The 26032-nt window shown below is 42.3% G+C and carries 23 protein-coding genes and 2 rRNA genes (1 of these 25 running past the window's edge); 9 read left to right on the top strand and 16 right to left on the bottom strand.

Annotated elements, in window-relative coordinates; translation table 11 throughout:
- Together D890_RS0105490 and rrf are read left to right on the top strand one after the other, a co-directional pair.
- Positions 1 to 767: ribosomal RNA gene (locus tag D890_RS0105490) — 23S ribosomal RNA — on the top strand (it extends 2258 nt beyond the left edge of the window).
- Between the two features lie 104 nt (positions 768 to 871).
- Positions 872 to 988, top strand: a 5S ribosomal RNA gene (rrf, locus tag D890_RS0105485).
- Between the two features lie 75 nt (positions 989 to 1063).
- On the opposite strand, the gene cuyB is transcribed toward rrf, so the two are convergent.
- From cuyB to D890_RS0105470, 3 genes are read right to left on the bottom strand one after another with little or no spacing between them, the layout of a single operon-like run.
- A complete protein-coding gene (cuyB, locus tag D890_RS0105480) occupies positions 1064 to 1756 on the bottom strand; it encodes a cysteate racemase (protein ID WP_040363492.1) in 693 nt (230 codons plus the stop codon).
- Between the two features lie 11 nt (positions 1757 to 1767).
- Positions 1768 to 1950, bottom strand: a complete 183-nt coding sequence (locus tag D890_RS0105475) for a YHS domain-containing protein (protein WP_018963509.1) — start codon at positions 1948 to 1950, stop codon at positions 1768 to 1770.
- 17 nt (positions 1951 to 1967) lie between these two features.
- Positions 1968 to 4148, bottom strand: coding sequence for a heavy metal translocating P-type ATPase (locus tag D890_RS0105470; RefSeq protein WP_018963508.1), 2181 nt, complete (start codon positions 4146 to 4148; stop codon positions 1968 to 1970).
- Positions 4149 to 4297: 149 nt separating this feature from the next.
- Between D890_RS0105470 and D890_RS07615 the strand changes: the two genes are divergently transcribed.
- Both D890_RS07615 and D890_RS0105460 read left to right on the top strand, forming a co-directional pair.
- Entirely contained in the window at positions 4298 to 5059 is a 762-nt protein-coding gene (locus D890_RS07615) for a fumarylacetoacetate hydrolase family protein (RefSeq protein WP_040363569.1), read from the top strand.
- Positions 5043 to 6407, top strand: coding sequence for an AAA family ATPase (locus tag D890_RS0105460; RefSeq protein ID WP_018963506.1), 1365 nt, complete (start codon positions 5043 to 5045; stop codon positions 6405 to 6407). Before D890_RS07615 ends, D890_RS0105460 begins: the two co-directional genes overlap by 17 nt.
- 51 nt (positions 6408 to 6458) lie before the next feature.
- Here D890_RS0105460 and pepT read toward each other — a convergent pair whose 3' ends face one another.
- From pepT to D890_RS0105440, 4 genes are all read right to left on the bottom strand, one after another.
- The gene (gene pepT, locus D890_RS0105455; RefSeq protein WP_018963505.1) at positions 6459 to 7682 is read right to left on the bottom strand and encodes a peptidase T; all 1224 of its coding nucleotides are present in this window, start codon (positions 7680 to 7682) and stop codon (positions 6459 to 6461) included.
- A gap of 43 nt (positions 7683 to 7725) precedes the next feature.
- Positions 7726 to 8667 (bottom strand): DUF4097 family beta strand repeat-containing protein, encoded by a 942-nt coding sequence (locus tag D890_RS0105450; protein WP_018963504.1) that lies wholly within the window; start codon positions 8665 to 8667, stop codon positions 7726 to 7728.
- Positions 8654 to 9019 (bottom strand): DUF2089 domain-containing protein, encoded by a 366-nt coding sequence (locus D890_RS0105445; protein WP_018963503.1) that lies wholly within the window; start codon positions 9017 to 9019, stop codon positions 8654 to 8656. Before D890_RS0105445 ends, D890_RS0105450 begins: the two co-directional genes overlap by 14 nt.
- A 61-nt stretch (positions 9020 to 9080) precedes the next feature.
- Entirely contained in the window at positions 9081 to 10397 is a 1317-nt protein-coding gene (locus D890_RS0105440) for an MFS transporter (RefSeq protein WP_018963502.1), read from the bottom strand.
- Between the two features lie 121 nt (positions 10398 to 10518).
- Between D890_RS0105440 and D890_RS0105435 the strand changes: the two genes are divergently transcribed.
- Complete coding sequence (locus D890_RS0105435) at positions 10519 to 11247, top strand: 2-phosphosulfolactate phosphatase (RefSeq protein WP_018963501.1); 729 nt, start codon at positions 10519 to 10521, stop codon at positions 11245 to 11247.
- On the opposite strand, the gene gltA is transcribed toward D890_RS0105435, so the two are convergent.
- Positions 11237 to 12616 carry an NADPH-dependent glutamate synthase gene (gene gltA / locus D890_RS0105430; RefSeq protein ID WP_018963500.1) on the bottom strand — a complete coding sequence of 460 codons (1380 nt, stop codon included), beginning with the start codon at positions 12614 to 12616 and terminating at the stop codon, positions 11237 to 11239. The two genes, D890_RS0105435 and gltA, sit on opposite strands and share 11 nt — an antisense overlap.
- 3 nt (positions 12617 to 12619) lie before the next feature.
- Complete coding sequence (locus D890_RS0105425) at positions 12620 to 13438, bottom strand: sulfide/dihydroorotate dehydrogenase-like FAD/NAD-binding protein (RefSeq protein WP_018963499.1); 819 nt, start codon at positions 13436 to 13438, stop codon at positions 12620 to 12622.
- Positions 13439 to 13650: 212 nt separating this feature from the next.
- On the opposite strand from D890_RS0105425, the gene D890_RS07610 reads away from it, so the two are divergent.
- On the top strand, positions 13651 to 14796 hold the full coding sequence (locus D890_RS07610) for an ABC transporter substrate-binding protein (protein WP_018963498.1): 1146 nt from the start codon (positions 13651 to 13653) through the stop codon (positions 14794 to 14796).
- An 83-nt stretch (positions 14797 to 14879) separates the two neighbouring features.
- Here D890_RS07610 and D890_RS0105415 read toward each other — a convergent pair whose 3' ends face one another.
- From D890_RS0105415 to D890_RS0105390, 6 genes are all read right to left on the bottom strand, one after another.
- Entirely contained in the window at positions 14880 to 16313 is a 1434-nt protein-coding gene (locus D890_RS0105415) for a radical SAM/SPASM domain-containing protein (protein ID WP_018963497.1), read from the bottom strand.
- A gap of 119 nt (positions 16314 to 16432) precedes the next feature.
- On the bottom strand, positions 16433 to 17119 hold the full coding sequence (locus D890_RS0105410) for a hypothetical protein (protein ID WP_018963496.1): 687 nt from the start codon (positions 17117 to 17119) through the stop codon (positions 16433 to 16435).
- Positions 17103 to 17618: an RNA polymerase sigma factor gene (locus tag D890_RS0105405; protein ID WP_018963495.1), complete on the bottom strand. Its 516-nt coding sequence runs from the start codon at positions 17616 to 17618 to the stop codon at positions 17103 to 17105. The genes D890_RS0105410 and D890_RS0105405 overlap by 17 nt, the downstream gene beginning before the upstream one ends.
- Positions 17619 to 17638: 20 nt before the next feature.
- Positions 17639 to 19135, bottom strand: a complete 1497-nt coding sequence (locus D890_RS0105400) for a methyl-accepting chemotaxis protein (RefSeq protein ID WP_018963494.1) — start codon at positions 19133 to 19135, stop codon at positions 17639 to 17641.
- Positions 19136 to 19155: 20 nt separating this feature from the next.
- Positions 19156 to 19431, bottom strand: coding sequence for an acylphosphatase (locus tag D890_RS0105395; protein ID WP_018963493.1), 276 nt, complete (start codon positions 19429 to 19431; stop codon positions 19156 to 19158).
- Positions 19432 to 19437: 6 nt separating this feature from the next.
- Positions 19438 to 20751: a hypothetical protein gene (locus D890_RS0105390; protein WP_245533149.1), complete on the bottom strand. Its 1314-nt coding sequence runs from the start codon at positions 20749 to 20751 to the stop codon at positions 19438 to 19440.
- A 41-nt stretch (positions 20752 to 20792) separates the two neighbouring features.
- Between D890_RS0105390 and folP the strand changes: the two genes are divergently transcribed.
- Positions 20793 to 21986, top strand: coding sequence for a dihydropteroate synthase (gene folP, locus D890_RS0105385; protein WP_018963491.1), 1194 nt, complete (start codon positions 20793 to 20795; stop codon positions 21984 to 21986).
- A 1-nt stretch (position 21987) separates the two neighbouring features.
- Positions 21988 to 23538, top strand: coding sequence for a 2-amino-4-hydroxy-6-hydroxymethyldihydropteridine diphosphokinase (folK, locus tag D890_RS0105380; RefSeq protein ID WP_051073665.1), 1551 nt, complete (start codon positions 21988 to 21990; stop codon positions 23536 to 23538).
- Here the strand turns inward: folK and dut are convergent.
- The gene (gene dut / locus D890_RS0105375; protein WP_245533148.1) at positions 23535 to 23975 is read right to left on the bottom strand and encodes a dUTP diphosphatase; all 441 of its coding nucleotides are present in this window, start codon (positions 23973 to 23975) and stop codon (positions 23535 to 23537) included. The genes folK and dut overlap by 4 nt on opposite strands.
- Before the next feature lie 36 nt (positions 23976 to 24011).
- Between dut and D890_RS0105370 the strand changes: the two genes are divergently transcribed.
- The gene (locus tag D890_RS0105370; protein WP_156802681.1) at positions 24012 to 26015 is read left to right on the top strand and encodes an HD domain-containing phosphohydrolase; all 2004 of its coding nucleotides are present in this window, start codon (positions 24012 to 24014) and stop codon (positions 26013 to 26015) included.
- Positions 26016 to 26032: the final 17 nt, after the last annotated feature.

Here is a 26032-nt window from a genome sequence, read left to right as displayed (position 1 = left end):
AATGTACCCTTTCGGGGGTACAGGAGCCGACGGTGAGATACCACCCTGCAGATGTCGGAACTCTAACGTGGAGCCGTGAAACCGGCACATGGACAGTGTCAGGTGGGCAGTTTGACTGGGGCGGTCACCTCCTAAAGAGTAACGGAGGCGTTCAAAGGTACCCTCAGGCGGAATGGAAACCCGCTGAAGAGTGCAAAGGCATAAGGGTGCTTGACTGCGAGAGAGACATCTCGAGCAGAGTGGAAACACGGACTTAGTGACCCGGTGGTGCTGAGTGGAAAGGCCACCGATCAACGGATAAAAGTTACCCTGGGGATAACAGGCTAATGGGTCCCGAGAGTCCATATCGACGGATCCGTTTGGCACCTCGATGTCGACCCGTCTCATCCTGGGGCTGAAGCAGGTCCCAAGGGTTGGGCTGTTCGCCCATCAAAGAGGCACGCGAGTTGGGTTCAGAGCGTCGTGAGACAGCTCGGTCCTTATCCGCCGCGGGCGTAGGAGTTCTGAGGGGAGCTCTTCCTAGTACGAGAGGACCGGAAGGGACCAGGCACTGGTGTACCAGTTGTACCGCCAGGTGCAGAGCTGGGTAGCCACCCTGGGAGGAATAAGCGCTGAAAGCATCTAAGCGCGAAGTCCATCCCGAGATAAGAACTCCCACAGAGTTAATCTGGTAAGGGCCCGGGAAGACAACCCGGTAGATAGGCTGGAAGTGGAAGCCCAGCAATGGGTGTAGCTGACCAGTACTAATAGCCCGAGGTCTTGCTTCGCTAAAAGAAGCACTTCTAAAGTTACGGTAGGGATTATCTTAACTTAGCTGAAGCTTCTGTGCGTAACTACCTTCTCCTAAAGTTGTTTAGTGTGTAAAAAGGGACTTAGTGCCCATGCCCTGAGGAAACGCCCGGACCCATTCCGAACCCGGAAGCTAAGCTCAGGGAAGCCGATGGTACTGGTGTGCGGGAGCTGCCGGGAGAGTAGGTTGGTGCTAAGTCCCCCTTTTTTATTTTCCCCCAAGACTTCCTTTTCCCCTTACTTATTGTGTGAAGGCTGCAATTAATGAGAGACGTTATGTTGCCTCGCAAAAAGAAACGATTGCCTGTGCCAGTGATAATGTAGTGTCTATTATGGGCACATCTATTGTCAAATAATCCAGTAAGATAGGTAATTCCGTGCAGGCCAAAAGCACCACGTCAGAGCGTCGCTTATACCACTCAAATAAGGTTTCAGCTTCATTAATTACGCCTCGTACGTTTCCGCCTTTAATGCCATAGATAACATCCATGAGCATGTTTTGTACTTGCTCAGGTGGACATACTACCATATATCCTGATTGCATTAACAGGTTTCCATATAGGTTAGCAAGGAAAACACCTTTAGTTCCTGCTATGCCGATACGCTGAGGCGGCGGAAAATGTTCTTGGAGAGAAGTAATGGTACTGTTCACTATGCTTATAAATGGTACCTGTATAAACGTTTTTATTTCTTTTTCAAAATAGTGCGCTGTGTTACAAGCCATACAAATTGCGTCTACGCCAGCATTTTGTAGTAACATAGCAGATCGCAAAATAAAAGGCAAGGGATTTTCTCCCTTGCCCATAAGGAACGCTGTTCTGTCAGGAATATCTGTATTATCGTCAATAATCAAATGCACATGCTCTTGGTCACTCCGTGCATTGCTACAGCGTATTATTTTTCTCAATAAATCGATTGTAGCTTCTGGCCCCATACCTCCTATTACGCCTACAATCTTTTTATCCATGTTTCTTTTGATTATTCGTCTTTATGAGGCATGTGCCCCATGGGGCCATTCTTTAAGTATTTTTCCGGATCTGATTTGAATTCATTCATGCACTGTTCTGAGCAAAAATAATAAGTTTTTCCGTCATACTCAAATGTGCCTTTAGCTGATTCTTCCTTAACCACCATGCCACAAACAGGATCAATGTGTTTCACTATGAACACCTCCTTCCTTACAGTTTAATACGGTTTAACCGCAGAGAATTTGTTACCACGGTAACAGAGCTAAAAGCCATAGCAATTTCGGCTATGACCGGATGTATGGCACCTACCATTGCCAAAGGAAGTGCTAAAACGTTGTAGAAAAACGCCCAGAAAAGGTTTTGAGTTATTTTCCCTTTTGTCGCCTGAGCTATTTTTATTGTTTTTACTACAGCGTCTATGTCCGATTTATAAAGAACGATGTCTCCTGATTCTATGGCCACATCTGTTCCACTTCCCATGGCTATGCCAATGTCTGCAAGCCTTAATGCTGGTGCATCATTTATGCCATCTCCGACCATTGCAACCAGTGCGTCAGGATTCTGTTCTTTTAGTTCTTTAATAAAATCCATTTTGTCTTGGGGTAGTGTTCCACCTTTGTAAGTATCTATGCCCACAGTCGATGCGATTTCTGCTACTACTTCTTCTCTGTCTCCGCTTAAAAGAACAGGCTTAATGCCCATTTTCTTTAGCTGTTCTACAGCTTTGATTGCGTCTTCTCTGAGTGGATCAGTAAGCGATGCCACACCAAGCAAAATCTGGTCGGTTTCATCATACAGAGCTACAGTGCTATCTGTGGGTAAAACATAAGGTTCAATATCATCATATGTTTTTGCTTTACCCAGAGCATAGGTTTTTCCATTTAACGTTGCAATAACGCCAAGCCCTGGCGTTTCTTTAATATGTTCCATAGGTAGAATATCTCTTAATCCTTCCTGTTCTTCAAAATACTCAGTAATGGATTTAGATAATGGGTGATGTGACTGCTTTGCCATACTGTACATGATGTTTTTGGCATTATCAGCTAGTAATGTTACTTTCCTTACAGTGGGTTTCCCTTTTGTTAATGTGCCTGTTTTATCAAAAACAACTGTGTTAACTGATGCTAAACGCTGAAAAGCTGATCCATCTTTAAAATAAGCGCCGTTTCTTGCAGCGAGCCCGGAAGCAACAATAACCGCTGTTGGGGTCGCTAAACCCAAGGCACAAGGGCATGCTATCACCAATGTGGCTATGGCTGTAAACGCAGCCAATGAAAAGCCTGAAAGTCCATTAGGTACCCAGGGAAGCAGAGAAGATAGATAGTTGTTTACGCTAATAGCGTACTGTGGAAACACGAGCCAGAATACAAAAGTAAAAGCGGCTAAAGAAATTACCGTTGGTACGAATATGGCAATCACTTTATCTAAAGCATCTTGTATGGGCATCCTTGCTGCTTGAGCCTGTTGCACTAAATCAATGAGCTGGCTAAGGAATGTGTCCTCTCCGACTTTTGTGGCTTTCACCTTTATGGGGCTCCCTAAATTGACGCTTCCACCGATCACGTTTTGTCCAATTTCCTTTTGAACAGGCATTGATTCTCCAGTGATCATGGATTCATCAACATATGATTCACCTTCGGTGAGAACGCCATCAGTAGGAATACGTTCTCCAGGTCTGACGACCATAATATCTCCTGGGTCTAACTGCTGAATAGGCACTTCCACTTCTACACCATCCACGATAATACGGGCCGTCTGCGGCCTTATATCCAATAAGGCCCTTATGGATTTTGCTGCCCTTTTCTTTGCAGAAGTTTCTAAATACTTGCCTAATAGGTTGAAGAAAAGAATCATGGCGCCCACTGAGGCGAAACTGTAAACTGTGGGGTAAACCAGACTAATGGCGCCAGAAAGAACCGACATGATAACGCCAAAAGCGATCAGTACATCCATGGTCCACTGGCCATGCAAAAGGGCTTTGAATGCTCTGGCTACGGTTTCTTGGCCTGCCGTAGCCACGGCTAAACCAGAGATCATAAGTTCAAGCAAATCCATATGTGGAAACATCAAAAGCCCTGACATGTGTAAAATCATGAGAACCGTTACAGGAACCATAAATAAGGTAGCGGCAATAAACTGTTCTTTTATGCGCTCTAACTCTTCATTTGCTTTCGCTTGATCTACATCCAGTGCATAACCAACCTTCGACACATTCTTTGCTATCTGCACTAAATCAACTTTATCTTCTTCGTATTCAATAAACGCCTGATCAGTAGCCAAATTTACCTCAACATTTATAACACCCGGCGTTTTAGCGATAGCCGTTCTTACAGTATTAACACATGACGCACAAGACATACCTCTTACATCTACGACAGCTTTCTTAGCCAATTATGTTCACCATCCTAATACCTCCTATGATATATATAACCATAACTAATTGGAATAAATCGTATTAATTCTTCACTAGAAGAACATAAAAGCGTGATAATTCTTACCATGAGAAGTACAATATTATGAAAAGGAAGTGAAGAATGTATATGCGGATACTTAGGCTTAAAAATACAAAAGGCACTTGCTTTTCTTGGAAAGACGGAGAAGCAGTGATTTCTGGAATAGACATGGTCCAGTGGAAAAGATATCGTTACGAAGATTTAGACGCTCCTGTCTGTGTAGGCAAAGCTGTATGCGTTGGTTTGAACTATAGAAGCCATATAGAAGAGATGGGAGACAAACTGCCTGAGGAACCCACACTTTTTATGAAGCCTCGGAGCGCTGTCATTGGCCCGAGTGAAACCATACTTTTACCTCCACAGTCAAGCCATGTAGATTATGAGGGAGAGCTGGCCGTTGTTATTAAGGACCGTACATATAATGTCACTCAAAAGGAAGCAGCCAATCACATCATGGGTTATACCATCGCAAACGATGTAACAGCTCGGGATTTGCAAAGCAAAGACGGTCAATGGACAAGAGCGAAATCATTTAACACCTTTTTGCCTTTGGGCCCGTGGATTGAAACAGATATTGATCCATCAAATCTTAATATAAGAACATTTGTCAATGGGCAACTGAAACAGGAAGGAAATACAAGAGATTTAATTTTTGATGTATTTTACTTAGTCAGTTTTATCTCCCAGATAATGACATTGGATGAGGGAGATGTCATCTTAACAGGTACACCTGCAGGCGTTGGGCCTATCGCCGATGGCGATGAGGTAGCTGTGGAAATAGAAGGTATTGGCAGGTTGGTAAATTCTGTTGCAAAACTGGAAATGAGAGATAATGCCAGACAGGAATAAGCACCAAGATTCTCTTTTTAAGCCAAATTCAAAGTGGGTCCCTTTGGCTGAACGCATGCGCCCACGTGTTCTTGATGAAATCGTTGGGCAAGAAAAGGTCTTTGGTAAAGGTACATTGCTTAGAAAACTCATCGAGGAAGACAAACTAACATCGCTGGTTCTGTGGGGACCACCTGGTGTGGGAAAGACATCCATCGCTATGGTGATTGCAAATACGACAAAGGCACGCTTTTTGCGCTTTAGTGCTGTTACCTCTGGGATTAAAGAAATAAAAGACGTTTTAGAAGAGGCTGACGAGCAGTTTAATATGGGACGTAGAACCGTGATATTTGTTGATGAAATACATCATTTCAACAAAACCCAGCAGGATGCATTCTTACCATACGTTGAAAAAGGGGCAGTGGTTCTAATATGTGCAACAACAGAGAATCCTTCTTTTGAAATAATCGGCCCACTCTTGTCTCGTTCTAAGGTGGTTGTGTTGGAACCATTAAAGACCGAAGACATTTTAAGGATACTAATGAATGCGCTCAGTGATGAAGAACGCGGTTTAGGTAAAGAGAGAATTATCATTAGCGACGATCAACTCAATAGAATTGCTGCATATTCTGACGGCGATGCACGTATGGCTTTGAATACACTGGAAATCGCGGTTTTCGGCACGGACGTGGACAGCCGTGGAGTTAGGGTTATAAGTGATGAAGTGATAAACGAAGCTTTGCAAAAGAAAACGCTTCTCTATGATAAAAAAGGGGAAGAGCATTATAACCTCATTTCAGCACTTCATAAATCGATGAGGAACAGTGACCCAGATGCAGCTCTTTATTGGCTTGCTCGGATGCTGGAAGCAGGTGAAGATCCCCTTTACGTAGCCAGACGTATAATACGTTTTGCTTCTGAAGATGTAGGTATGGCCGATCCGCAGGCACTGCTCCAGGCGGTGGCAGCATTCAATGCAGCCAACTATATTGGTATGCCTGAATGTACGGCCAACCTCGCTCAAGCCGTAATCTATCTATCTCTTGCTCCAAAATCCAATAGCTTGTACGTAGGATATGAAAAAGCACGAGACGATGCTAATCAAACGATTGCAGAGCCAGTGCCATTGCATTTACGGAACGCACCCACCAACCTTATGAAAGAGGTGGGTTATGGAGAAGGCTACAAATACAGCCACAACTTTACAGAACATATCGCCGATATGGAATGTTTACCTGATAATTTGTCAGGGAAGCACTATTACATTCCATCAGAACAAGGATTGGAAAAGAAGTATAAAGAGCGATTAGATGCCATTTTAGATTTCAAAAGAAAACTTAGACAGCAAAGGGAAAGCGATAATCAATAGGGAGAAAGGACAAAAAGGGGCTTGTCCTTTCTCCTTAGTTTCTATTACTTATTATTCAGCGGCTAAATGAGCTATATTGACCACAACTTCTACAGCCTTTTCCATGGATTCTACAACTATGTATTCAAATGGTCCATGGTAGTTGTGGCCTCCGGTAAATAGATTCGGTGTTGGTAAACCCATGAATGTTAGCCGTGAACCATCGGTGCCGCCTCTAACAGGTGTAATCATGGGCTCTATGCCAGCTTCTTTCATAGCGCGCTTTGCTAAATCTATAATTTCTGGCTTGTCCTTCAATATTTCATAAAGGTTATAGTACTGGTCCTTTATTTCAATATCAAAGGTGCCTTCTCCGTATTTGTGGTTCATCCAATTAGCCACGTCTTGCATGTACGTTTTACGTTGTTCAAAACGTTCTCTGTTATGATCACGTATAATCCATGTGAGCTGAGCGGTATCTACTCCACCTTCTATATGGTACACATGATAAAAACCTTCATATCCTTCTGTGTGTGCAGGAGCTTCTGCTGGCGGGAACTGACTTACATAGTCCAAAGCCATCAAAATAGCATTTTTCATCTTATTTTTCGAATCTCCGGGATGGATGCTTTTGCCATGAACTGTGACTTTTGCTTGAGCCGCATTGAATGTTTCGTAGTTCAATTCGCCTATGGGACCTCCATCTAATGTGAACGCAAAGTCTGCTCCAAACTTTTTTACGTTAAAGTAATCAACGCCTCTACCTACTTCTTCATCTGGTGTGAATCCCACTTTTATAGCTCCATGTTTTATCTCAGGATGGGATAGTAGATATTCCAGTGCGGTCATGATTATGGCAATGCCTGCTTTATCGTCAGCGCCAAGCAATGTGTCTCCACTTGCCGTAATTATGGTTTTCCCCTTGTAATTCTTTAGATCAGGAAAATCTTGAGGAGAAAGTACACGATCTGACCCAAGGGGGATATCAGAGCCATCGTAGTTTTCCACAATCTGTGGTTTAACGTTGGCACCTGGGAACTCCGGACTGGTATCCATGTGAGCTAAGAAACCTATTGTAGGAACGTTCTTTCCTTCTACGTTACCAGGAAGTGTAGCAGTAACATAACAGTATTCATCAACGCTGGCATCTTCAAGCCCCATGGATTTCAATTCTTCGACCAAGTACTTAGCGAGATTAAATTGCTTCTCTGTACTGGGATAACTGGTGCTCTCTTCATCAGATTGGGTGTCAAAAGATACGTACTTCAGAAAACGCTCTACCATTTTGTCACGCATACTTTTGTCAGCTCCTTTTTGGCTTTCAGCTATTTCAATTCTATCAATTACCTAATACTTTATTAATTTCATCTTCGCTGAAGTTCATTAGCGCCATCATTTCCCGGACTTGCTCTGGTGTGGCCTTATTTTCTCTTATGAGATCCATAAACACTTGCACATTGCTACCGTAACTTTGTTCCTCTTTAAAAGCATCTATAGAGACATCTCCGCTTAGCGTATTGACTTTTATGGTAGCGATGGGGGACGGAGCTGTTTCCAAGGATCCTTTAACCCCGCTAAGGAAACGTTGTCCAACTTTTACAGAGCCAGAAAGGGTGCTAAATTCAATTTTGCTGGGAGGGAGTATGGGTACTTCAATTTTCATGTCACCAGAAATTGTTTTTAGTACCATTTGTCTGAATTCGGACCCAACATTCTTCATTACGATATCGCCAGAAACTGTTTCTGCAGATAGCTCCTTGGCTACAATGTTTTGCGCGAATGTATCGCCGCTCACAGAGGAAATCTTTAGTTGATTTATCCTTTTTAAAGATGTAAGTCTTATATCCCCTGACGTACTTTTAACACTCAATTCTGAGCACGATACATCTGAAATATATATATCTCCACTAACAGCGGATAAAGTAAGTCTCTCTTTACAATTAGGTTCTACCATTCTTACATCGCCAGCAATATTAGATACGTAGAGGTCTACTGTGGGTGGAATTGTTATAACAGCTTTTCTTACTTGGATATCTTTGTGCCTACCTATGGACATAAATGATACCTTCGTTCCCTCATATTCTAAATCCACTTCTAAACTGTTAGTTGTGCGTTTTATACGCGGCTCATAGTGTTCCACTTTATCGGCTTGGCCATCTAAAGTGATTTCTATGATTACCTTGGATTCTTCACTACCTCTGATTTCTAAATCAGCAGAAACACAATTAATTTTCAGCTCCGTTTCGGAAAACGGTAGGCTAAACAGTTTAGTCGTGTTCATTTTGTTTCATCTCCTTAAGGATTCTTAAGGCTGTTTCTGCATCCAAGGAGCCTTCTTTTACCTGCTGCAAAACATCCCACTGAGAGATTTCTTCTTGCACGTCATATCCTAATGTTTGCAATATGTTCTCTAAGCGGTTACGGACCGTAGGGTAGGAAAGGCCAAGTTCCTTCTGCACCTCGGAAAGGTTTCCGCGTTTCTTCAAAAACAGCTTCACAAAATTCAATTGTTCAGGTGTAAGCCTAAACAACTCGTCAAGAGGAAAATCTCCTGTTATTCCTGTTCCACATTCGGGGCATTTCATAGCTGTTACATGCAATTCTGCACCGCAATTGGGGCAGATTGTAATCATTGCTAACACCTCCTTTAATGATATCGATGTAATCTTTTCTTTATGTGGCTGGCAAGCGAGGCTACTCATCGGTTGTTTGCGCCAAGTCTTCTACATGCATGACATGCGAATTGGTGAAACCCCACAAGGAGACAGCAATAGAAAGTACAGCACCCACGACCATTAGAAAACTTATAGCACCTGCAGGGCCGTAACCGAGTAGGTGAGAAAGCATATTATCTTGCTTAAACAAAGGAACTAATAAATCATCAACAATGGGTCCACTTAAGAACATGGGGATACCACTCAAGGCTTGGGCGATAAATCTGCGAGCTGAGAATACTCGACCTTGCATATCCACCGGAACGATACTTTGCCATATGGCTTGACTGTGCGTGTTTGCCATAACTCCACCGAAAGAAGTAATGATGGCCGCTACACACATTGCAGGAACAATCCGTGAAACGCCGAGTAGTACCAACCCGAAGTCACTTGCTATCATCCCCACAAGAAGCGCGCGTACTTTTAACCCTGGGATTGCGTATAAAGAAAGAAGTAGACTTCCAATTAAACCACCGATGCCGAAAAATGTTTCCACTGTGCCCATAGCTAATGCGTTGTTGTTTGTTCTGGCAAGAACATATGGTGAGAAGAGGCTGTTGCCAAATCCACTAAAAAAATTCGTGCCTAAAAAAACCATAAGTAACATTAATAGTGGTTTCCTCTGGGATATAAACTTAAATCCAAACTGAACGTCCTCCCAAAAACTGGATTTTGTCTTGGTTTCTTCATTATCGTTGTCATTTCTTACAAGCGGGATTCTGGTTTCTGGTATGATAACCCACAAGTTAATGCACACAGCAAATGCAAGCGTAACAAGATCGATAGTCATTATTCCTGGCAGTCCAATAATATTCAAAAGGCCTCCTGCTAAAATGGGAGCGATAAGTGCAGGACCATAATCTGTAACGCTGAAAAGTGCGTTTGCTTTTGTATATTGTTCAGGTTTCAACATGGTTGCCAATGTTACAGAATAAGCGGGGAACTGTAAGGCACCAAATATACCATTGACAAAGGACATAATGTAAAGAAACGTAAGCGTAAGACCTCCATGTGCGTAAAAAAACAGGGCCATAAGTGTAAGCACACCTGAGGCAACGTCGGGCAAAATAAGAGCAGGTTTTCTGGGCCATCGGTCTACAAAACTTCCAGCTGCCAACCCAAAGATGACTTGAGCACCAAAAAAGAGAATGCTCATGATACTAAAAGGCGTTGCTTTGCCGAAGGTCTGCCAAACCCAATAGGAAAGGCCGAACTGTGTCATGGCGCTTCCTGTTATGGACGCAAATTGACCCACAGTAATTGCTGTAAACCCCTTGAAACCAGATGGCCTTTTCATTATGTTACCTCCCATGTTTCAATTTATTGATATAACTATAAAAATATTGTAACATTTGGTTTCTATTTTTGCATATTATTAGAAAGATGTTCTTACGAGGTCCATTTGCTACAATGGAATTATGCAGATAAGCGTACTATCTTCTGTTAGTGAAGCATTGCCCGGTAAACGTTTGGTATGGATTGCATTAGATGTAATACGTGCTACGAGTACCATTGTTACGTATGTGGCAGAGAGCGGGGGCCACGTTTTTGTGACAGATTCCATATCATATGCGCTGGAACAAAAGAAAAGCAGCCCAAGTTCTGTTTTGATAGGGGAACGTGGTGGTCTAAAAATCGAAGGATTTGATTTTGACAACTCTCCTACCGAAATCATAGCGAATTTGGGACACATTAATGGCCGGGATGCCATCTTAACGACGACGAATGGTACGAAACTGTTGGCTAAACTACAAGCGATTACTCAGACTGTTCTTATAGGTTCTTTCTTAAACATCTCCAGCGTTCTAAAGAAAGCTTTGCAGATGGTAGATGCAGAGAAATATGATGGTATAGGGATCGCTTGTGCTGGTAAAGAAGGTCGTTTGGTGGGAGACGATTTCTACTGTGCTGGCATGATGGTGCAAAAACTACGCTCGTGCATAAATGCCGAAGTGTCACTGGATGATGTTGCAAATACCGCTTTGGCATGGGCAGAAAGCTATGGAGAGGTGTTAACTGTTCTCAAAAAATCGGAAAGTGGCCAAAACATACTACGATACGGAAAAGAGAAAGATATAGTATTCTGCTCGCAGTTAGACCTTTATGATGTAGTTCCACTTGCACATGGTAATATCATTACGAAATGATTTCTCCATTTATTGCTTTGTCCATGAATAGAGATGCTTTTTTTCCTGCTCCTAACGCTTCTATGACTGTTGCTGCTCCTGTGACGATATCCCCGCCGGCGAATACATTCGGTATGTTCGTTTGACAATGATCATCAACAACGATATTGCCATGCTCTGTTACCTCAAGGTTAGGAACGCTGTATTTTAGTATGGGGTTTGGTGTGGTTCCTATGGCTGTGATGACCTCGTCACAGGGAATGATATAATTGCTTCCTTTTATGGGCACTGGTCTTCTTCTTCCTCTTTCATCAGGGGCTCCAAGTTCCATAGAAATAACTTCAACACTTTCTACCCATCCATTTTTGCCATTGAAGGCTAAGGGGTTTGTAAGCAATTTCATCTCAATGCCTTCTTCTTCAGCATGGTGTATCTCTTCTGCTCTGGCAGGCATTTCTGTTCGACTCCTTCTATAGACAATGGTAACGTTTGCTCCCAAGCGCCTTGCTGTTCTTGCTGAGTCCATTGCAACGTTTCCGGCGCCTACGACCACTACGTTCTTTCCTTTTTTTATGGGTGTATCAAATTCTGGAAAACGGTAGGCTCGCATCAAATTTACTCTTATAAGAAACTCATTGGCTGTGTAGATACCATTGAGGTTTTCGCCAGGGATGTTCAAGAGCACGGGAGCACCAGCACCCGTTCCGAGGAAAACGCTTCTAAATTCATGTAGTAACTGATCTAACGTATATGTTTTACCCACAATGACATCAGTGTGCAAGAAAACACCAAGATCGGTTAACAGCATAATCTCATGGTTAACGATCTTCTTGGGTAGTCTAAACTCGGGAATGCCGTAACTTAATACACCACCCGGCAAGTGCAAAGCTTCAAATAAATGCACTTCATAGCCTTTTTTCGCCATATCAGCTGCAGCAGCTAAACTTGATGGCCCTGTTCCTACGCAAGCAATTGGTATGTGATTAGCTTTAGCTACTGCTTGGCTCTGGGGCTTGTACATCTCTCTGTCAGCTAAGAAACGTTCTAGCCTACCTATGGCTATGGGCTTTCCCGTTTTAGCCAAGACGCATGATGCTTCGCACTGACTTTCTTGTGGGCACACGCGTCCTGTCATGGCAGGAAAATTGTTTTTCTCTTTTATCTTGTAGTAGCCTTCTGTAAATTTTTCTTTTTGCAACAACCCAATAAATGTCTTTATGTCAATGTTTACAGGACATCCATTGATGCATGTCGGATTAGGACACTGCAAGCAGCGGGACGCTTCAATTAGAGCTTCTTCTTCAGTGTAGCCCAGGGCAACTTCATCAAAGTTTGTTATTCTGATTTCGGGGTTTTGCTCTTGCATGGGGACTCTATCCTTCAAAGCCATGACTTAATCCTCCTTCTCAAACAGCGAAAGACTCATTGCTTCTTCATCTTTATACATTTTGAGGCGCGCCAGCAGGGTATCCCAATCGACTTTATGCCCATCTAGTTCTGGTCCCTCTATGCAAGTCAATACTGTTTTATCACCATATCCTACCCGACAAGCGCCACACATGCCGGTGCCACAAACCATTATGCTATTTAGAGACACCATGGTTTTAACATTGAATGGTTTTGTTGTTTCAGCTACCGCTTTCATCATCACCGCTGGCCCTATTGCCAGGACCATGTCGATGCGATTGCGTTCAAGCAATTCATGTAGCGGAACGGTGACCACTCCTTTTCTGCCGTAAGATCCATCATCGGTGGTAACAATAACTTCATTGCAAAAATCGCCAAGTTCTTTTTCAAATAAGACCAGTTCTTTGTTACGTGCTCCAAGAATGGCTGTTACGTGGTTACCGTTTGAATGCAAATGTTTTGCCAAAGGCACTGCCGTGGCAGCACCCACTCCTCCACCTACGAGAACCACATGCCCAAAGTTTTCGTTGGGGAAAGGATGGCCTGTAGGCCCCATAATATCAGGAATGCGATCTCCCACGTTAAGTTTCCCAAGGTATTTTGTGCTTTTTCCGATTTCTTGGAAAACAATGGTTATGCTTTCCTTATCTGCTTCAAAAACCGTTAGCGGTATGCGTTCTCCTTGCTCATGGGGAAGAACAATAACAAAATTACCGGGCTTATAGGCACTTCCTATATGTGGAGCGTAAACATTGATTTTCCATATTTGAGGAGCCAAAAGTATTTTTTCACGTATTTCAAACATGTTTTGAGCCTCCATATTCCATTTTCGTACTTGTGCTTATTGTATCATCTGGTTGTTTCTTGAGCATAGGCGCATTCAGATTTTACAACCCTTGGATATATAGGCTTGCATTTTCTTTATATTGGATATGTGCTTAACATCTTCATAAACGATGAGTGATATACAGCTGTTACTATTGAAAGAACAATATTTTGGAGGTGATTTTCCGTGGGATGGTGGTCAATCGTTTAAGAGTAGGGTTCAGTCTATTGCTACTTTGTTTGTTAGTGCTTAGTGGCTGTTCCACGCCGCGCGCAGAAAGTAGCGAGAAGCCTGTGGTTAAGATTGGTATGGTCGCGCCTCTAACCGGTCCTGTTAGTGCCGCTGGTAGGGATTTCGAAAATGGTGTTAAACTGGCGGTAAGAGAGGCAAATGATGACACAACATTTCCCTTCTTTGTTCAACTCACTGAAGAAGATGATCAGAATGATCCGCTTCAGTCCGTGACGGCAGTGCAGAAACTCATTAATCAGAATGGGGTATCCGCAATTATCGGTTCTCTTACCTCCGATGTTTCTATTCCTGCCCACAGAACAGCTTGTGAGTACGGTGTTCCTATTATTAGCCCCACATCAACGAACCCTAATGTTACCAAAGACAAGGGAAAACACTTGCCCTGCAGTTTTTTGGCAACATTTACAGATGATTTTCAAGGACGCGTGGCGGCGGTCTTTGCTTATCGAAATCTGAAGCTTAAAAGAGTTGGTGTGATGTATGATCAAGGGAGTGATTATTCTACAGGGCTCGCAGAAAACTTCGTCAAGCAATTTAATAGCTTAGGTGGCCAAACGTACGTAGTGACTTATACGGGCTATGATAATGATTTTTCAGCATATCTGACAAAGGTCTTTCAGCAAAATGTAGAAGCTTTGTTTCTTCCAGATCTTTACAACAGGGTAAACCTCATTGTCAATCAAGCAAAGATGTTGGGATTCGATGGCTTATTTTTAGGCGGAGATGCATGGGACAGCGACGGCTTGAATAGAGAACTGCTCAGCGGGAGTTATTATGTAGGGCATAATGCCTCAGATGACCCAGCTTTAGCGACGTTTGTTCAGAAGTGGAGGAGTGCATATAAAACGGAACCGCCTGGAGTTGGCATTGGTGCCTATGATGCTGCTCTCGTGGTGCTTAATGCTATTAAAGAGAGTAAATCCACTGATGCTTCAACGCTGATGAACTACATACAAAAAACCAGAGATTTACCTGTGGTAGAAGGCAAATTGAACATGGGAGATGATGGTGCAGCCACACTCCCAGCTTATATTCTGAAGGTAACACCTCAAGGACCACGTTTTGCTCAAAAACTCGAGCCTTGAGAAGGTTTCCACGATGAGGCGTTGAATAAAAAAAGGCAGGACAAACATTGTTTGTCCTGCCTTGAGGTATCACTTAGATAACCTTAGTTGTTTTTCTTTTGCTCTTGGTCCAACTCTTTTAATTTTTCTTCGCGTTCTTGATAAAGCTGATCGGCATATTTCTTCATGCCTTCATTGCTCTCGTAGCGTTCTTTCCAAATTCCGTCGAAAACTTCATGCACTTGTTTGCTGTAGTCATCTAAGAAGGATTTTATTTTCTCATTCTCAACGATAACCTCGGCTCCCTCGTGTGTTGGTTTTGGATGCGTAGTTTCTACAATTTCTCTCAGCCGTTCAGGGTTATCTATGATTTGACAAGGTAAAAGCAGATTGTCATCAAATGGTTGATGTGCCCTTATGGCTTTAAGAAAATCGCTGTTAAGCGCGTCTTTGAGGGATTTATCCTTTATATTATCCGCGGAGAAATGGACGAAAATACAAGGTTCCACGTCGCCTTTGGAGTTGATGTGGATGTATCTTCTGCCTCCTGCGATGCAGCCGCCAACATAAGGGGCATCTCCCCAGAAATCCATCATAAACAATGGCTTTTCTAACCTTACACGCTGCACTGTCTCATAAAGTTTTTTCCTTTGCTCTGGAGTGGGCATTAAACTGGTATCGGGGTCTTTACCTACTGGCATAAACAGAAAATACCATCCAAACAGAGCACCTTTCTCGATAAGAAAATCATAAAATTCATCTGACGTAACCGAATCAGCATTCAGTTTTGTATATGTTATCGATACACCGAAAGGAATACCATTGGCTTTTAATGTGTCCATGACCTTTACAATGTTGTCAAACATACCTGCGCCGCGACGCTGATCTGTTTCTTTTTGCCATCCTTCAATAGAAATAACCGGCACAATATTGCCTACTTCTTTGAGCTGTTCGATCATCTTTGGACTGGTCAGCAGTGTGCCATTGGTGAAGGTGTGGAATACCACATCCGGATGATTCTTCGCTACTTCGAATAAATGCGGGTAAACAAATGGTTCTCCACCAAGAATGGTATAAAGGTATGTGCCAAGCTCTTCTCCTTCGCGAATAATCCTGTCAAAAAGTTCAGGCGGCATATCATCTTCACGTGTGTAGAGACCTGCATAGCAACCTACACAAGAAAGATTACACCGCATTGACGGACTGACAAGAATGGTAAAAGGACCAGGGAAACCATATTTCTTTTCGGTTTCCATTTGCTTCTGCACACCGATAGCCAGCTGGTTAATAAAGAAATTGTAGGCAAGACGTTCCAAGAATACGGGATCCGATTCTTTGATAATCCTCATAATAAGTGGATAATAAACTCCACCTGGTTCCAAATAACGCCTGGCTACCTTGACTGTTTCTTTATACCTTTCAGGGAATACCGTTTCCGCTAAGTCAAGAACCTTAATAAGATTTTCGTCAGGGTTCTGCTTTACGTACCTCAATGTATATTTTAGAGCAGTACCCATGGCGGATGTTTTCAGAGACATAATTTTCACCACCTCTCTTGGTTATTATACACCCACGGTGGTATTTATTATTCCTTAGGTGCAGCCAAGTATTCGCAGAATGCTATTTTAAACGGTTAAATACAGAATCGGTTTTACTGTTATTTGTTTACCTGTACAATGAGCACGGGATTATGTAAAGACGAATAAATTCCACATATGTTTGACGCGCTAATGTCTATTTCCGTGGACGTGATGGAAATTTCCCAAGATGGATCAAGGTATTTATTTTGCATCGCCGTCAGTACGTGCCTGCTATCACAAACCCATGCACTGCTGTGATCAATGGCGCAGGGTATGGCATGAGTTTGGCTTAAGAAGTTTTCTAAGTCATCTGCACTAGCAGTAATGGAAATTACTGGAACTGTTACGGTTTTCACTTCTTTTTCCATGGGTTCACCCAACGCGAAACCACCTTTTAAAAGATTGCTGTCTTCATCATTCATCATGGTGTGGGGTACCAAGGATTCTACGTGATCGTTTTTGCTAAGCATTGTCATTGTCTCCCTTTTAGGTGTTACGTTTTGTGCGGTAAAAGTGAATAAAACCAGTGCTATGGTGGTAAAAACTGCCAGCATCGTTTTTCCCAAAACGACTTCTCTGTTTACCGAAGGTACAGTTGGCAATGTCTTCGGGAGTAAGGGGATAGCAACAAGCAATAGCTCACTAAACTCTTTTCGCCAAGATAATGGCAGTAAGTTCCACCACCAAGGGAGTACAACCTTACCTTTTTTTTGAATGTACTCTAACAAGTTTTCAAACAAAAATGATTTAATATTCTCCATCATTATTAAGACGCTCCGTATTGTCAAAAGGTTTCATAAATTCTCTCATACTCTTTATTGCGCGGTACTGAATCATCTTTATAGACTGTGGCGTTTTCCCCAAGGCATCGGCAACTTCTTGGATACTGCAGTTGTTATAGAAACGCATGACGATTACTTGTTTTTGAATTTCGGGCAGTTTTTCTAAAGCATCTTCCAAGTCAGCTCTTTGAGCCATATCTTCGCTATGGCTCACATGGAGCAATTCCTCGGTTTCGTCATCGACAATAATGCCAACATGCCTGTAATAATCCATGAGTACATTTCTTGCAATGCTGAAGAGCCATGCATCAAGTTTGCTTACATCCTTAAGTGAATTACGTTTTTCCCAACCTTTAGCAAGCACTTCTTGACATAGCTCTTCAGCTGTATCGCCATTCTTGACAGAACTTAATAAATAATATTTCAGACGCTTGTGCAACTCAGCGTCTGAAAACAGCATATTCCAGTCTACATCAGACATGAAGCCTCTTTGGTCGCTTACTAAAACCTTTTCATTATTTCAGCCATTAAATCCATTAATTGCTTCGATTTGTTTTCCAGTTCTCTTTGGAGCGATTTTACTAAATCTTTATTCCCTTGTTCGTATGCATTTTTCAAGTCTGAAGCTAATTTGTGAACGTTTTCGTGTAGCGCACCTAGTTGCGGCCACAGATCCTTATATTGTTCACGGGGTGAAGCAACATCGTAGAACAAACCAAACTTGCAGAAATGCGGGTCCAAAATAGATGTCCATACAGCTCCAGAGGTTATTGTATCGTTTATTTGTCTTAACCATTCTTTATGTGCTTCTATGGCTTCTGCAAACATGTTTTTGGTTTCTTCATCGTTCAACACTCTGAACTGAAGAGCACTATTCATACCATCTTTCAGTTGCTGTGCAGCGGTAGCATTTTGTTTGAATACGGCCTGTAAGTGCTTTTGCAATTTTGCCATAGAGTTCCTGAGTGTTTCTGTTAGCTCAGCCAGACGTGTTGCCTCTTGAGCCAAAGACTGGACGGCAACGGCTGCTTGAGATGTTGCTTTATCTTGTTCTTTTACATTGGTGCTCACATTACCGACAAAATCTGAAATTCTATGAACATTGGAAAGGATAGTGTCCAAACTCTCCGAGAGAATGCGTGTGGAGTCTCCCATACTTGAAATGAGTTCAAGAACAGTTTGCACTGATTCAACAGCGGTTCCCACGGTACCGGAAAAGTTTTTAAGCTGGCTGGAAATCTCGTCAGCGGCGTTTTTACTTTTTTCAGCTAATTTGCGCACTTCATCGGCAACGACAGCAAAACCTTTTCCCGCGTCGCCTGCTCGTGCTGCTTCAATCGCAGCATTTAATGCTAATAAGTTTGTTTGTTCGGATATGCTGGATATGGTTTCAACGATACCTGAAATGTGCTTTGATAGATCCTCCAGTTTATCCATGACTTCCTGGACGGTGGTGACTTTAGAAAAAATTTGGTCAAAACTGTCTACGGCATTAGAAATATTACTTATCTGTTTCTCGACATTTTCTTTTATTGCTCTGGTTAAATCATCTAATTGTACAGCGCTGTCATAAACAGTGCTACTCGAAGCTGCCAATTCTTGTGTTGAAGCACTTATTTCTTCTCCACCTGCTGCTAAGTTCTGTACACGGTCAGCTATCTGTTCTGCTATCTCCATGTTGTCAAAAGCTACACGCATGGAATCTTGGAGTAAAAACTGCGCTCGGTGGACGTTAGACGCGCCGTCTCTAAAGGAGAAGAACGTATCCCTTACATAAATCCTAATTGTTTGTGCAAACTTCTCCAAGGGGCGTAGGATTCTTGACCACATACCGCTATTGCGCGATGGTGTTTTTAAAGTCAAATCCAATTTATCCAGATTCTCAAAGTAAAGTAAGATGTCCTTTGGTGCTTTAGGCCTCCAAATCAAGAATCCTAAAAGTAAACCAACAACTAACCCCAATAACATTAGTAAAGCAACCGTTACAATCCCGTACATGCACATCCCCTCCTAATTAATCAGTATTTTACTGTAAAATCTCGGTACTGACCTGTGTAAGGTAACCACTCTACCTCTACCCGTTCAATGATAGCTGCGCTGGGTCCTTGTTTTATGGAATCTAAGAAAGATTCCAATGCCTCATCTGGACCTTCTGCTACTACTTCTACGCTTCCGTCTGGCAAGTTCCTTATAAAACCTTTTATGTTTCCGAAGCGCTGTGCCATGCGCATTGCGTAATACCTAAAACCAACGCCTTGAACATATCCTTTTAATATGGCCCGAAAGCTCTTCATATGGTCTTACCTTTTTTCTGTGTTCCACAAAATTACTATCGGAGTCATTGATTCATCGTTTCCAGCTGGATTATCTGACAATGCTTCAGCGATCCAAACGGCATCAAGGTTTCTGCAATGGTTTACAACCTCAGCTCCATATAGGGAATTAACATCTACAATGGCGAATGGCACTCCATCGTTACAGAGCTTTTTTGTGAAAAGAGGAGCATTTAAAGGACCTGGAACCAGGCATGCATCGTATGGGGCAATTTTATCGCTATCTACTGCTTTGGCCACACTTCCTATAACACTATAAAACCACCCAGATCGTTTTAACACTTTTCCTAAGGCCGAGGCCATTGCACCTACAAGCACAGGCAATGTGCCACTGAGTTCTAAATAAGCTTGTACTTTCCAATCAGCAACTATAGGGTATGTATAAAAGTGTATTACTGGACCTTTCGCATGTTCTGTAAAGGGCCCTAAGGTTCTGGCAAGCCAGCATGGCTTAAAGGTGCCCGCCCATAGCAGCGTTCCTTCCATTATGGAGAGGACAGACGAAGCCAACGTTATAATCCCATCGGGATGTAATTCATGCACCGCTTTTATGAGAGTAAAAGGATCGGTATCTTCTTTGAGTAGTCCGGTGTTTACGGCTTTTCTCCTAAAATTACTAATATTTGGTTCTTTTTTCTTATACTGAGGAATGTTAAGGCCTAACTCTTCAGCCGTGCGCAACAGTATAGGATCTTCTCTATATAGATAAAAAGACCAATCCAACATCTGCTGAGCTTCTTCTTTTTGGCCGTTTCCGTACAGAAATCTGATATAAGCATCCATTTCAGCCTGTTTGAAATTGTCTACGTCTATTTTTGCCCATTTTTCCAGAAGTTCAGGATCTTTTGTGACACTATAAAGCCGCTTCAAAAGGTGTCGCCCGGGGTTATCCCATTCCCGTGCTTTAGACCAATCAACATTTTCAAAAGCATTCTGCCAACACTCTAAAGCACCGCCCACATCATTCAAAAAGTAATATCTTATATCACCAAGGTAGATCTCTTCCCATATGCCTTTTGGTGGTAGGTACAACTGTTCAGCTTTTTGCGGGTCTGTGCGTAAATACAACGTTGCTAATAAACGTTTGCATCGGGGGTATTTTCCCTTTTGGACTTTTTGCTCTAATATCTCCTTAGCTAAATCCTCACGTCCTGATAATATTAAGTGCAATGTTCCCCAAAAAGATGTGTAGTCATTACCGGGATCAAAGGCAAACATCTCCATAGCCCTTCGCTTAAAACCCAAAAAGTCCATGACCTTTCCGAGAAAATTTATAACCATATGTTCATATTTTAACAGTGCACTGCCTATATAATAGAAGAATGGTTAGGCTGATTTCCTCTGATGTAGAATTAAAAACTTTACTTCGTAATATAGGCTGCGATTTAGCGAGTTATCCTATCTTTTTTGGCAAAGACGAACATGTACGCGTTTGGATTGACAACGTCCACTTCGCTGCAGCATCGGTTATTAAACAGGAGTGCCTTTCTTGTGGAGCAGACGCTGCTGTTCATAAGCATGTAATTACTGGAAAAGTGGACACTTCTTCCGTGTTGATCATGGCAAATGTAAATCAATTACGCTGTATAGCCGAAAAGGTCAAACGTATGCCATATTGGGGTCTTCCGCATATAGCGGAGGGTATTCTTTCTCTTCCCATATTCAGTCCGCAAAAGAACTTTGTATTGCATATGCCACATGGCGATGTAAATATAAGTGATACCAAAATAATGGCCATACTGAACGTAACTCCTGATTCTTTCTTTGCTGCATCGCGAGTGGACCTACAGTCAGGTGTGGATAGAGCCGTAGATGCTGAAATGAATGGAGCCACATTTTTGGATATTGGTGGTGAAAGCACTAGGCCAGGTGCCTCTGCTATTACAGAAGATGAAGAAATAAGTAGGGTTATCCCATTGTTGCGACAAATTCGTAAAGCTACCAATTTGTTCATTTCTGTTGATACATATAGGGCGAGTGTGGCAAGACAAGCTTTAGACAACGGCGCAGATTTGATAAACGATATCTATGGGCTCCAACAAGATAAAGATATGGCTAAAGTGATTGCTGAAACTGGGGTCCCAGTGGTGCTTATGCATATGAGAGGAACACCTTCAACGATGGGCGATTTTGCTAACTACGATGACATAATGAAAGAACTATTAGATCATCTAAAAAGACTTATCGATTTTGCCTTGGGAAATGGTATTAAAGAAGATCAGATCATTCTCGATCCGGGTATCGGGTTCGCAAAAACACCAGAACACAATCTAGAGATTATGAAACGTATAGAAGAACTTTTTTCTTTGGGGTTTCCAGTACTTGTTGGACATAGTAGGAAAAGTACGCTGGGAAAGATATTAGATGGAGCACCACCTGAAGGAAGGCTGTTCGGTACTGTAGCCTGGACGTCATACCTTGCATGGAAGGGTATCAACATTGTTCGTGTTCATGATACAAAAGAAAACGTAGATGCTGTTAAAGCCATAAATGCAATAAAACACGGCACATACTGATATGGCAACAGTTTATATATCCTTTGGTTCCAATATAGGAGATCGTACCAATTTCATACACCGTGCTATTAGCATGTGCGGTACGTTTATACAGTGGGAAAAGATAACACCTATCGTGGAAACATCTCCATATGGTAAAACGGACCAACCACCTTTCTTGAACGCTATTGGAAAAGGAAAAACGTCCGTAATGCCAGAAGAGCTTCTCAAGAATTTGCAAGAAGTCGAACGATCTTTGGGAAGGCTGCGAGATGTAAGGTGGGGGCCCAGGACTATCGATTTGGACATCCTTACTTATGACGATGTGGTTCAAAAAAGTAGTACGTTAACACTGCCTCATCCTGATTTGCATAATAGAGATTTTCTGTTAACGTTGCTTTGCGAGTATTTTCCAGAATGGCGTCATCCCGTTTTAGCCAAAGATGCTTGCTCACTTTTGGATGATCTTACTACACGCATGCCAACTGTATTAGAGAATAATAATCTAAGAATGGTCTTATCTGCACTTGGGAATCCGCAAGACAATATGAAAACCATATATGTAACAGGATCTTCTGGAAAAGGTTCTGTAGCTTCCTTCTTAGCCTCATTATTCAATGAGAAGGTTGGGTTGTTCCTTTCGCCTTATGTGTGCGATCCTGCAGAGATGGTTTCCATAAAAGGGAACGCTGTTAACCTCTCTACCTACAAACAGAAAATAATATCAGTAAGCCATGACCTTTCTTTGGAGTTAACTCCCTTTGAAGTGATAACTGGTGCAGCGTACTTGTCTTTCTCGGAGGAAAAGGTTCCTTGGGCTATCGTGGAGACAGGGTTGGAATCCAAGGGTGACGCTACGAATGTGAAGGAACATGACCTAACTGTTATATGTAGCTTAGGTTTAGACCATAGCGATGTGTTTGAAGATTTCGATTCATATTTAGAACAAATCCGACAGAGTGTAAGTGGTGATGTTGTATGTATGGAACCAGTACCTGGTTTGATTTGCGAACCTGTAAAAGATAAGTACATAGTAAGAAAATTTGATACCACACTTGATGGGACAAGCGCTTTCGTAAAAGATGTGGGTGAAATACATACAAAAATGGTTGGCCTTCAACAGATTTGGAATATTCTGCTGGCCGGTGAAGCGTATGAGCACGCCACGCATGAAAAACCAGATTTTTCTAAAGTAAAAGATGTCTTTTTACCGGCTCGCTTTCAGGTGGCGAGAAAGGACCCGCTTCTTATTGTCGATGGCGGTCACAATGAGCCAGCTTTTCGTTCGCTTGTAGAAAACATGGAATCACTTAATATTTACAATATCCGTGTTATTCTCGGTTTGGTCCAGGGAAAAGATGTAAAAAGCGCAATAAAATATTTATCGCGTATAAGTAGCGATATCGCTTACTATCCTCCATTTTCTCAAAGAGCATTGGCATCCATAGAAGGACTGCCTCTTGTAGAAGACTTATTCGATGCTCTGAGAGAACCAGTCCCCACATTGGTAGCGGGCTCTTTCTACTTAGCTGGACCTGTACTTAGGCATTTAAACGCCTGTCCAAAAGTCTAACTTCCTGAACTTCCGAACCCATTTGATCCTCTATCGCTTGACTGCTCGAACTGCTCTATGGATCCGTCGAAAGGCAAGGGCTCTGTTTTAAGAACTGGCACTACAACAAGCTGTGCCAGCCTTGTACCTGATGGTATGTGCGTATGATGGTTTGTTATATTAAGCAATATAAGTTTGATTTCACCGCGATAGTCGGCATCCAATATGCCTGGTGAATTGGCTAATGTCACACCCCATTTTAAGGGTGAACTGGATCTGGGTACAATCAGCCCTACACTGTCACGTGGCAAAGCGATTCTCAAACCTGTGCGTGCCAGAACAATATCATGAGATGGTATATCTACATCCTCACATATGGCTAAATCATAGCCCGCGCTTAATGGTGTAGCCTTTCCCAAGAAAGTGCCAAGAAAAAACATATCATTCGTATTCCTCACGTTTTTATTTTCTTACAATGGCTGTAAAATGTAAAGGTGACACGAAAAGCGAAGGTATGCCTGTCTATAACATTGCTGTTGTTCCTGATACCGGTGGGAGCAAAAGCCGATATTGTTTTTTCGGTTCATGCTTATAATCCACCTTTTGCCTATATGCAGTCGGGCAAACTTCAAGGTTTTTCTGTAGACTTGGCCAAAGAAATTGGTAAGGTTCTTAAACAAAAAGTTGATTTTCTGCCTACGGCATATCAGTCAGATGCCGTTGACGCAGTAAAACAGGGAAAAGCTGATGCCGTATTGTTGATGGGATTTTACGAAAACGCGAGTACAACGTTACTTCCCACTGACCCTTACTTTTATCCTTATTACGTGATTGTGGTGAAAAAAGACAGTTCATATTCCGTAGATGATCTCAAACAGAAAACGATTGCGGTTGTGGATGGAACTACCATGGAGACATATCTTGCCATGCACAATTTTAAAAACATTATTTCCTTTGGTAATCAGCAGGAAGTTATCGATGCATTGGAATCAAATCGTGTAAACGCGGCCTTCATGAGCGAAGAGAGTTATAAGTATTTTGTACAGAATTCAAACATAAAAGATACAAAGACACTTCCCGAAAAAGTCCAATTGGCTCAATATGTTATCGGAGTAAACCCTAAGAATGTTGTTTTGCAGAGCCAGATAAATCAAGCACTACTTCAACTTAAAAGCTCTGGCAAGTATGATGAATTGATCAAACGCTGGTTTGCGACTGCGGATCTGAGTTCAGAGTTTGTAAGTTCGTTGGTAAGAAATGTCGCCATCGGTGTTTTCTTTGGGGTTGTGGCTGCGGCTTTGGTCTTTTATTGGATTTTACGTATGCTGCGTTTAAGTAAAAGAGAATTAGGGGCAGCTTATGAACAATTGGCTGCAGAAAATCAGCAACTTACAGCTTCTTATGAAGAAATACTTAATGTAAACAAAGAATTAGAGGATTTGCGCGGGAAAGAAAAGAATCTTTTAAGTTTGATGGGACAGTTACGCCCAGATGTGGAAGACGAAACATTTTACACATACCTCTTGAATTTGGCACTGAATCTGGTTCCAGAGGCTCAAGCAGGCTCCATTCTTATCATGGACGATGATGGATTGGTACGTTTTAAGGCATTGGTCGGATATAGTAATCTCTTAGAAACATTAGACATGCAACCGGAATGGATTTACCACCCTACGGAGGTAGAAGTTGTACAAGCCCTAAACGACAGTAATATGCCTCCCGACGTGGCAGCAGTGTTTAACAGCGCTAGACCAGAACCTATTGCTGTTTCATTGGCTGCCCCTTTGCTCGTTAACAAGCAGTGGTATGGTTCTATATTTGTTGACAGTTTTGAAGAAGTAGAGTTCAGCCAACAGTCCCTTGAGTTGTTTGATTCTCTAAGTAGCTTAGCTAGTGCATTTACTGCATTGAAAGTACATGAGCGGACTGCAAGTAAATTTTTAAAAGAAATCATTTTGATTTTAGTTAAAGCGCTGGAATTCAGAGATCCATCCACAGCTGGGCATTCGGAAAGGGTAGCAAAAATTGCTTCAGACTTTGCAAGTTTCATTGGATACACTGGCAGTAATGTTGAAGATATTTACTGGGCTGGCATACTTCACGATATCGGAAAAGTTGGGGTTGCAGATTATGTGTTGAAAAAGCCAGGTTCTTTGACACCAGAAGAGTACATCGAAATGAAGAAGCATCCAGTATTTTCTGAAGAAATCTTGTCTCAAAGCGATACTCTGAAGAAATACGCTAAATGGGTAGGTGCTCATCATGAGCGTTGGGACGGTAATGGTTACCCCAGGGGTCTTTCTGGCGAAGAAATTCCCATAGAAGGAAGGATTTTAGCTTTAGCCGACGCTTTTGATGCTATGAGTACTGATAGACCTTATAGAAAAGGCAAGAGCTTAAATGAAGCTATCGATGAAATAGCAAAGTGTGGTGGTACACAATTTGATCCGTATTTAGCGGCACAGTTTGTTCACTTTTTAAAACGCAACTACCTGTGAAAATGTTAAGTTCTTTT

Source organism: Coprothermobacter platensis DSM 11748 (genome assembly GCF_000378005.1).
GTDB classification, from domain to species: Bacteria; Coprothermobacterota; Coprothermobacteria; order Coprothermobacterales; family Coprothermobacteraceae; genus Coprothermobacter; species Coprothermobacter platensis.
The sequence above is the reverse complement of the archived record's forward strand: the minus strand, read 5'-3'. Positions and strand labels throughout refer to the sequence as shown.

Bases quoted from the DNA above. Each gene is read 5' to 3' on its own strand.
- D890_RS0105390 (WP_245533149.1), bottom strand. From the start codon at position 20,751: ATGGTTATAAATTTTCTCGGAAAGGTCATGGACTTTTTGGGTTTTAAG.
- D890_RS07610 (WP_018963498.1), top strand. From the start codon at position 13,651: ATGGTGGTCAATCGTTTAAGAGTAGGGTTCAGTCTATTGCTACTTTGT.
- D890_RS0105440 (WP_018963502.1), bottom strand. From the start codon at position 10,397: ATGAAAAGGCCATCTGGTTTCAAGGGGTTTACAGCAATTACTGTGGGT.
- folP (WP_018963491.1), top strand. From the start codon at position 20,793: ATGGTTAGGCTGATTTCCTCTGATGTAGAATTAAAAACTTTACTTCGT.
- cuyB (WP_040363492.1), bottom strand. From the start codon at position 1,756: ATGGATAAAAAGATTGTAGGCGTAATAGGAGGTATGGGGCCAGAAGCT.
- pepT (WP_018963505.1), bottom strand. From the start codon at position 7,682: ATGCGTGACAAAATGGTAGAGCGTTTTCTGAAGTACGTATCTTTTGAC.
- D890_RS0105395 (WP_018963493.1), bottom strand. From the start codon at position 19,431: ATGAAGAGCTTTCGGGCCATATTAAAAGGATATGTTCAAGGCGTTGGT.
- D890_RS0105415 (WP_018963497.1), bottom strand. From the start codon at position 16,313: ATGTCTCTGAAAACATCCGCCATGGGTACTGCTCTAAAATATACATTG.
- D890_RS0105425 (WP_018963499.1), bottom strand. From the start codon at position 13,438: ATGTTTGAAATACGTGAAAAAATACTTTTGGCTCCTCAAATATGGAAA.
- D890_RS0105410 (WP_018963496.1), bottom strand. From the start codon at position 17,119: ATGATGGAGAATATTAAATCATTTTTGTTTGAAAACTTGTTAGAGTAC.
- D890_RS0105450 (WP_018963504.1), bottom strand. From the start codon at position 8,667: ATGAACACGACTAAACTGTTTAGCCTACCGTTTTCCGAAACGGAGCTG.
- folK (WP_051073665.1), top strand. From the start codon at position 21,988: ATGGCAACAGTTTATATATCCTTTGGTTCCAATATAGGAGATCGTACC.
- D890_RS0105400 (WP_018963494.1), bottom strand. From the start codon at position 19,135: ATGTACGGGATTGTAACGGTTGCTTTACTAATGTTATTGGGGTTAGTT.
- D890_RS0105405 (WP_018963495.1), bottom strand. From the start codon at position 17,618: ATGTCTGATGTAGACTGGAATATGCTGTTTTCAGACGCTGAGTTGCAC.
- D890_RS0105460 (WP_018963506.1), top strand. From the start codon at position 5,043: ATGCCAGACAGGAATAAGCACCAAGATTCTCTTTTTAAGCCAAATTCA.
- gltA (WP_018963500.1), bottom strand. From the start codon at position 12,616: ATGGCTTTGAAGGATAGAGTCCCCATGCAAGAGCAAAACCCCGAAATC.
- D890_RS0105435 (WP_018963501.1), top strand. From the start codon at position 10,519: ATGCAGATAAGCGTACTATCTTCTGTTAGTGAAGCATTGCCCGGTAAA.
- D890_RS07615 (WP_040363569.1), top strand. From the start codon at position 4,298: ATGCGGATACTTAGGCTTAAAAATACAAAAGGCACTTGCTTTTCTTGG.
- D890_RS0105445 (WP_018963503.1), bottom strand. From the start codon at position 9,019: ATGATTACAATCTGCCCCAATTGCGGTGCAGAATTGCATGTAACAGCT.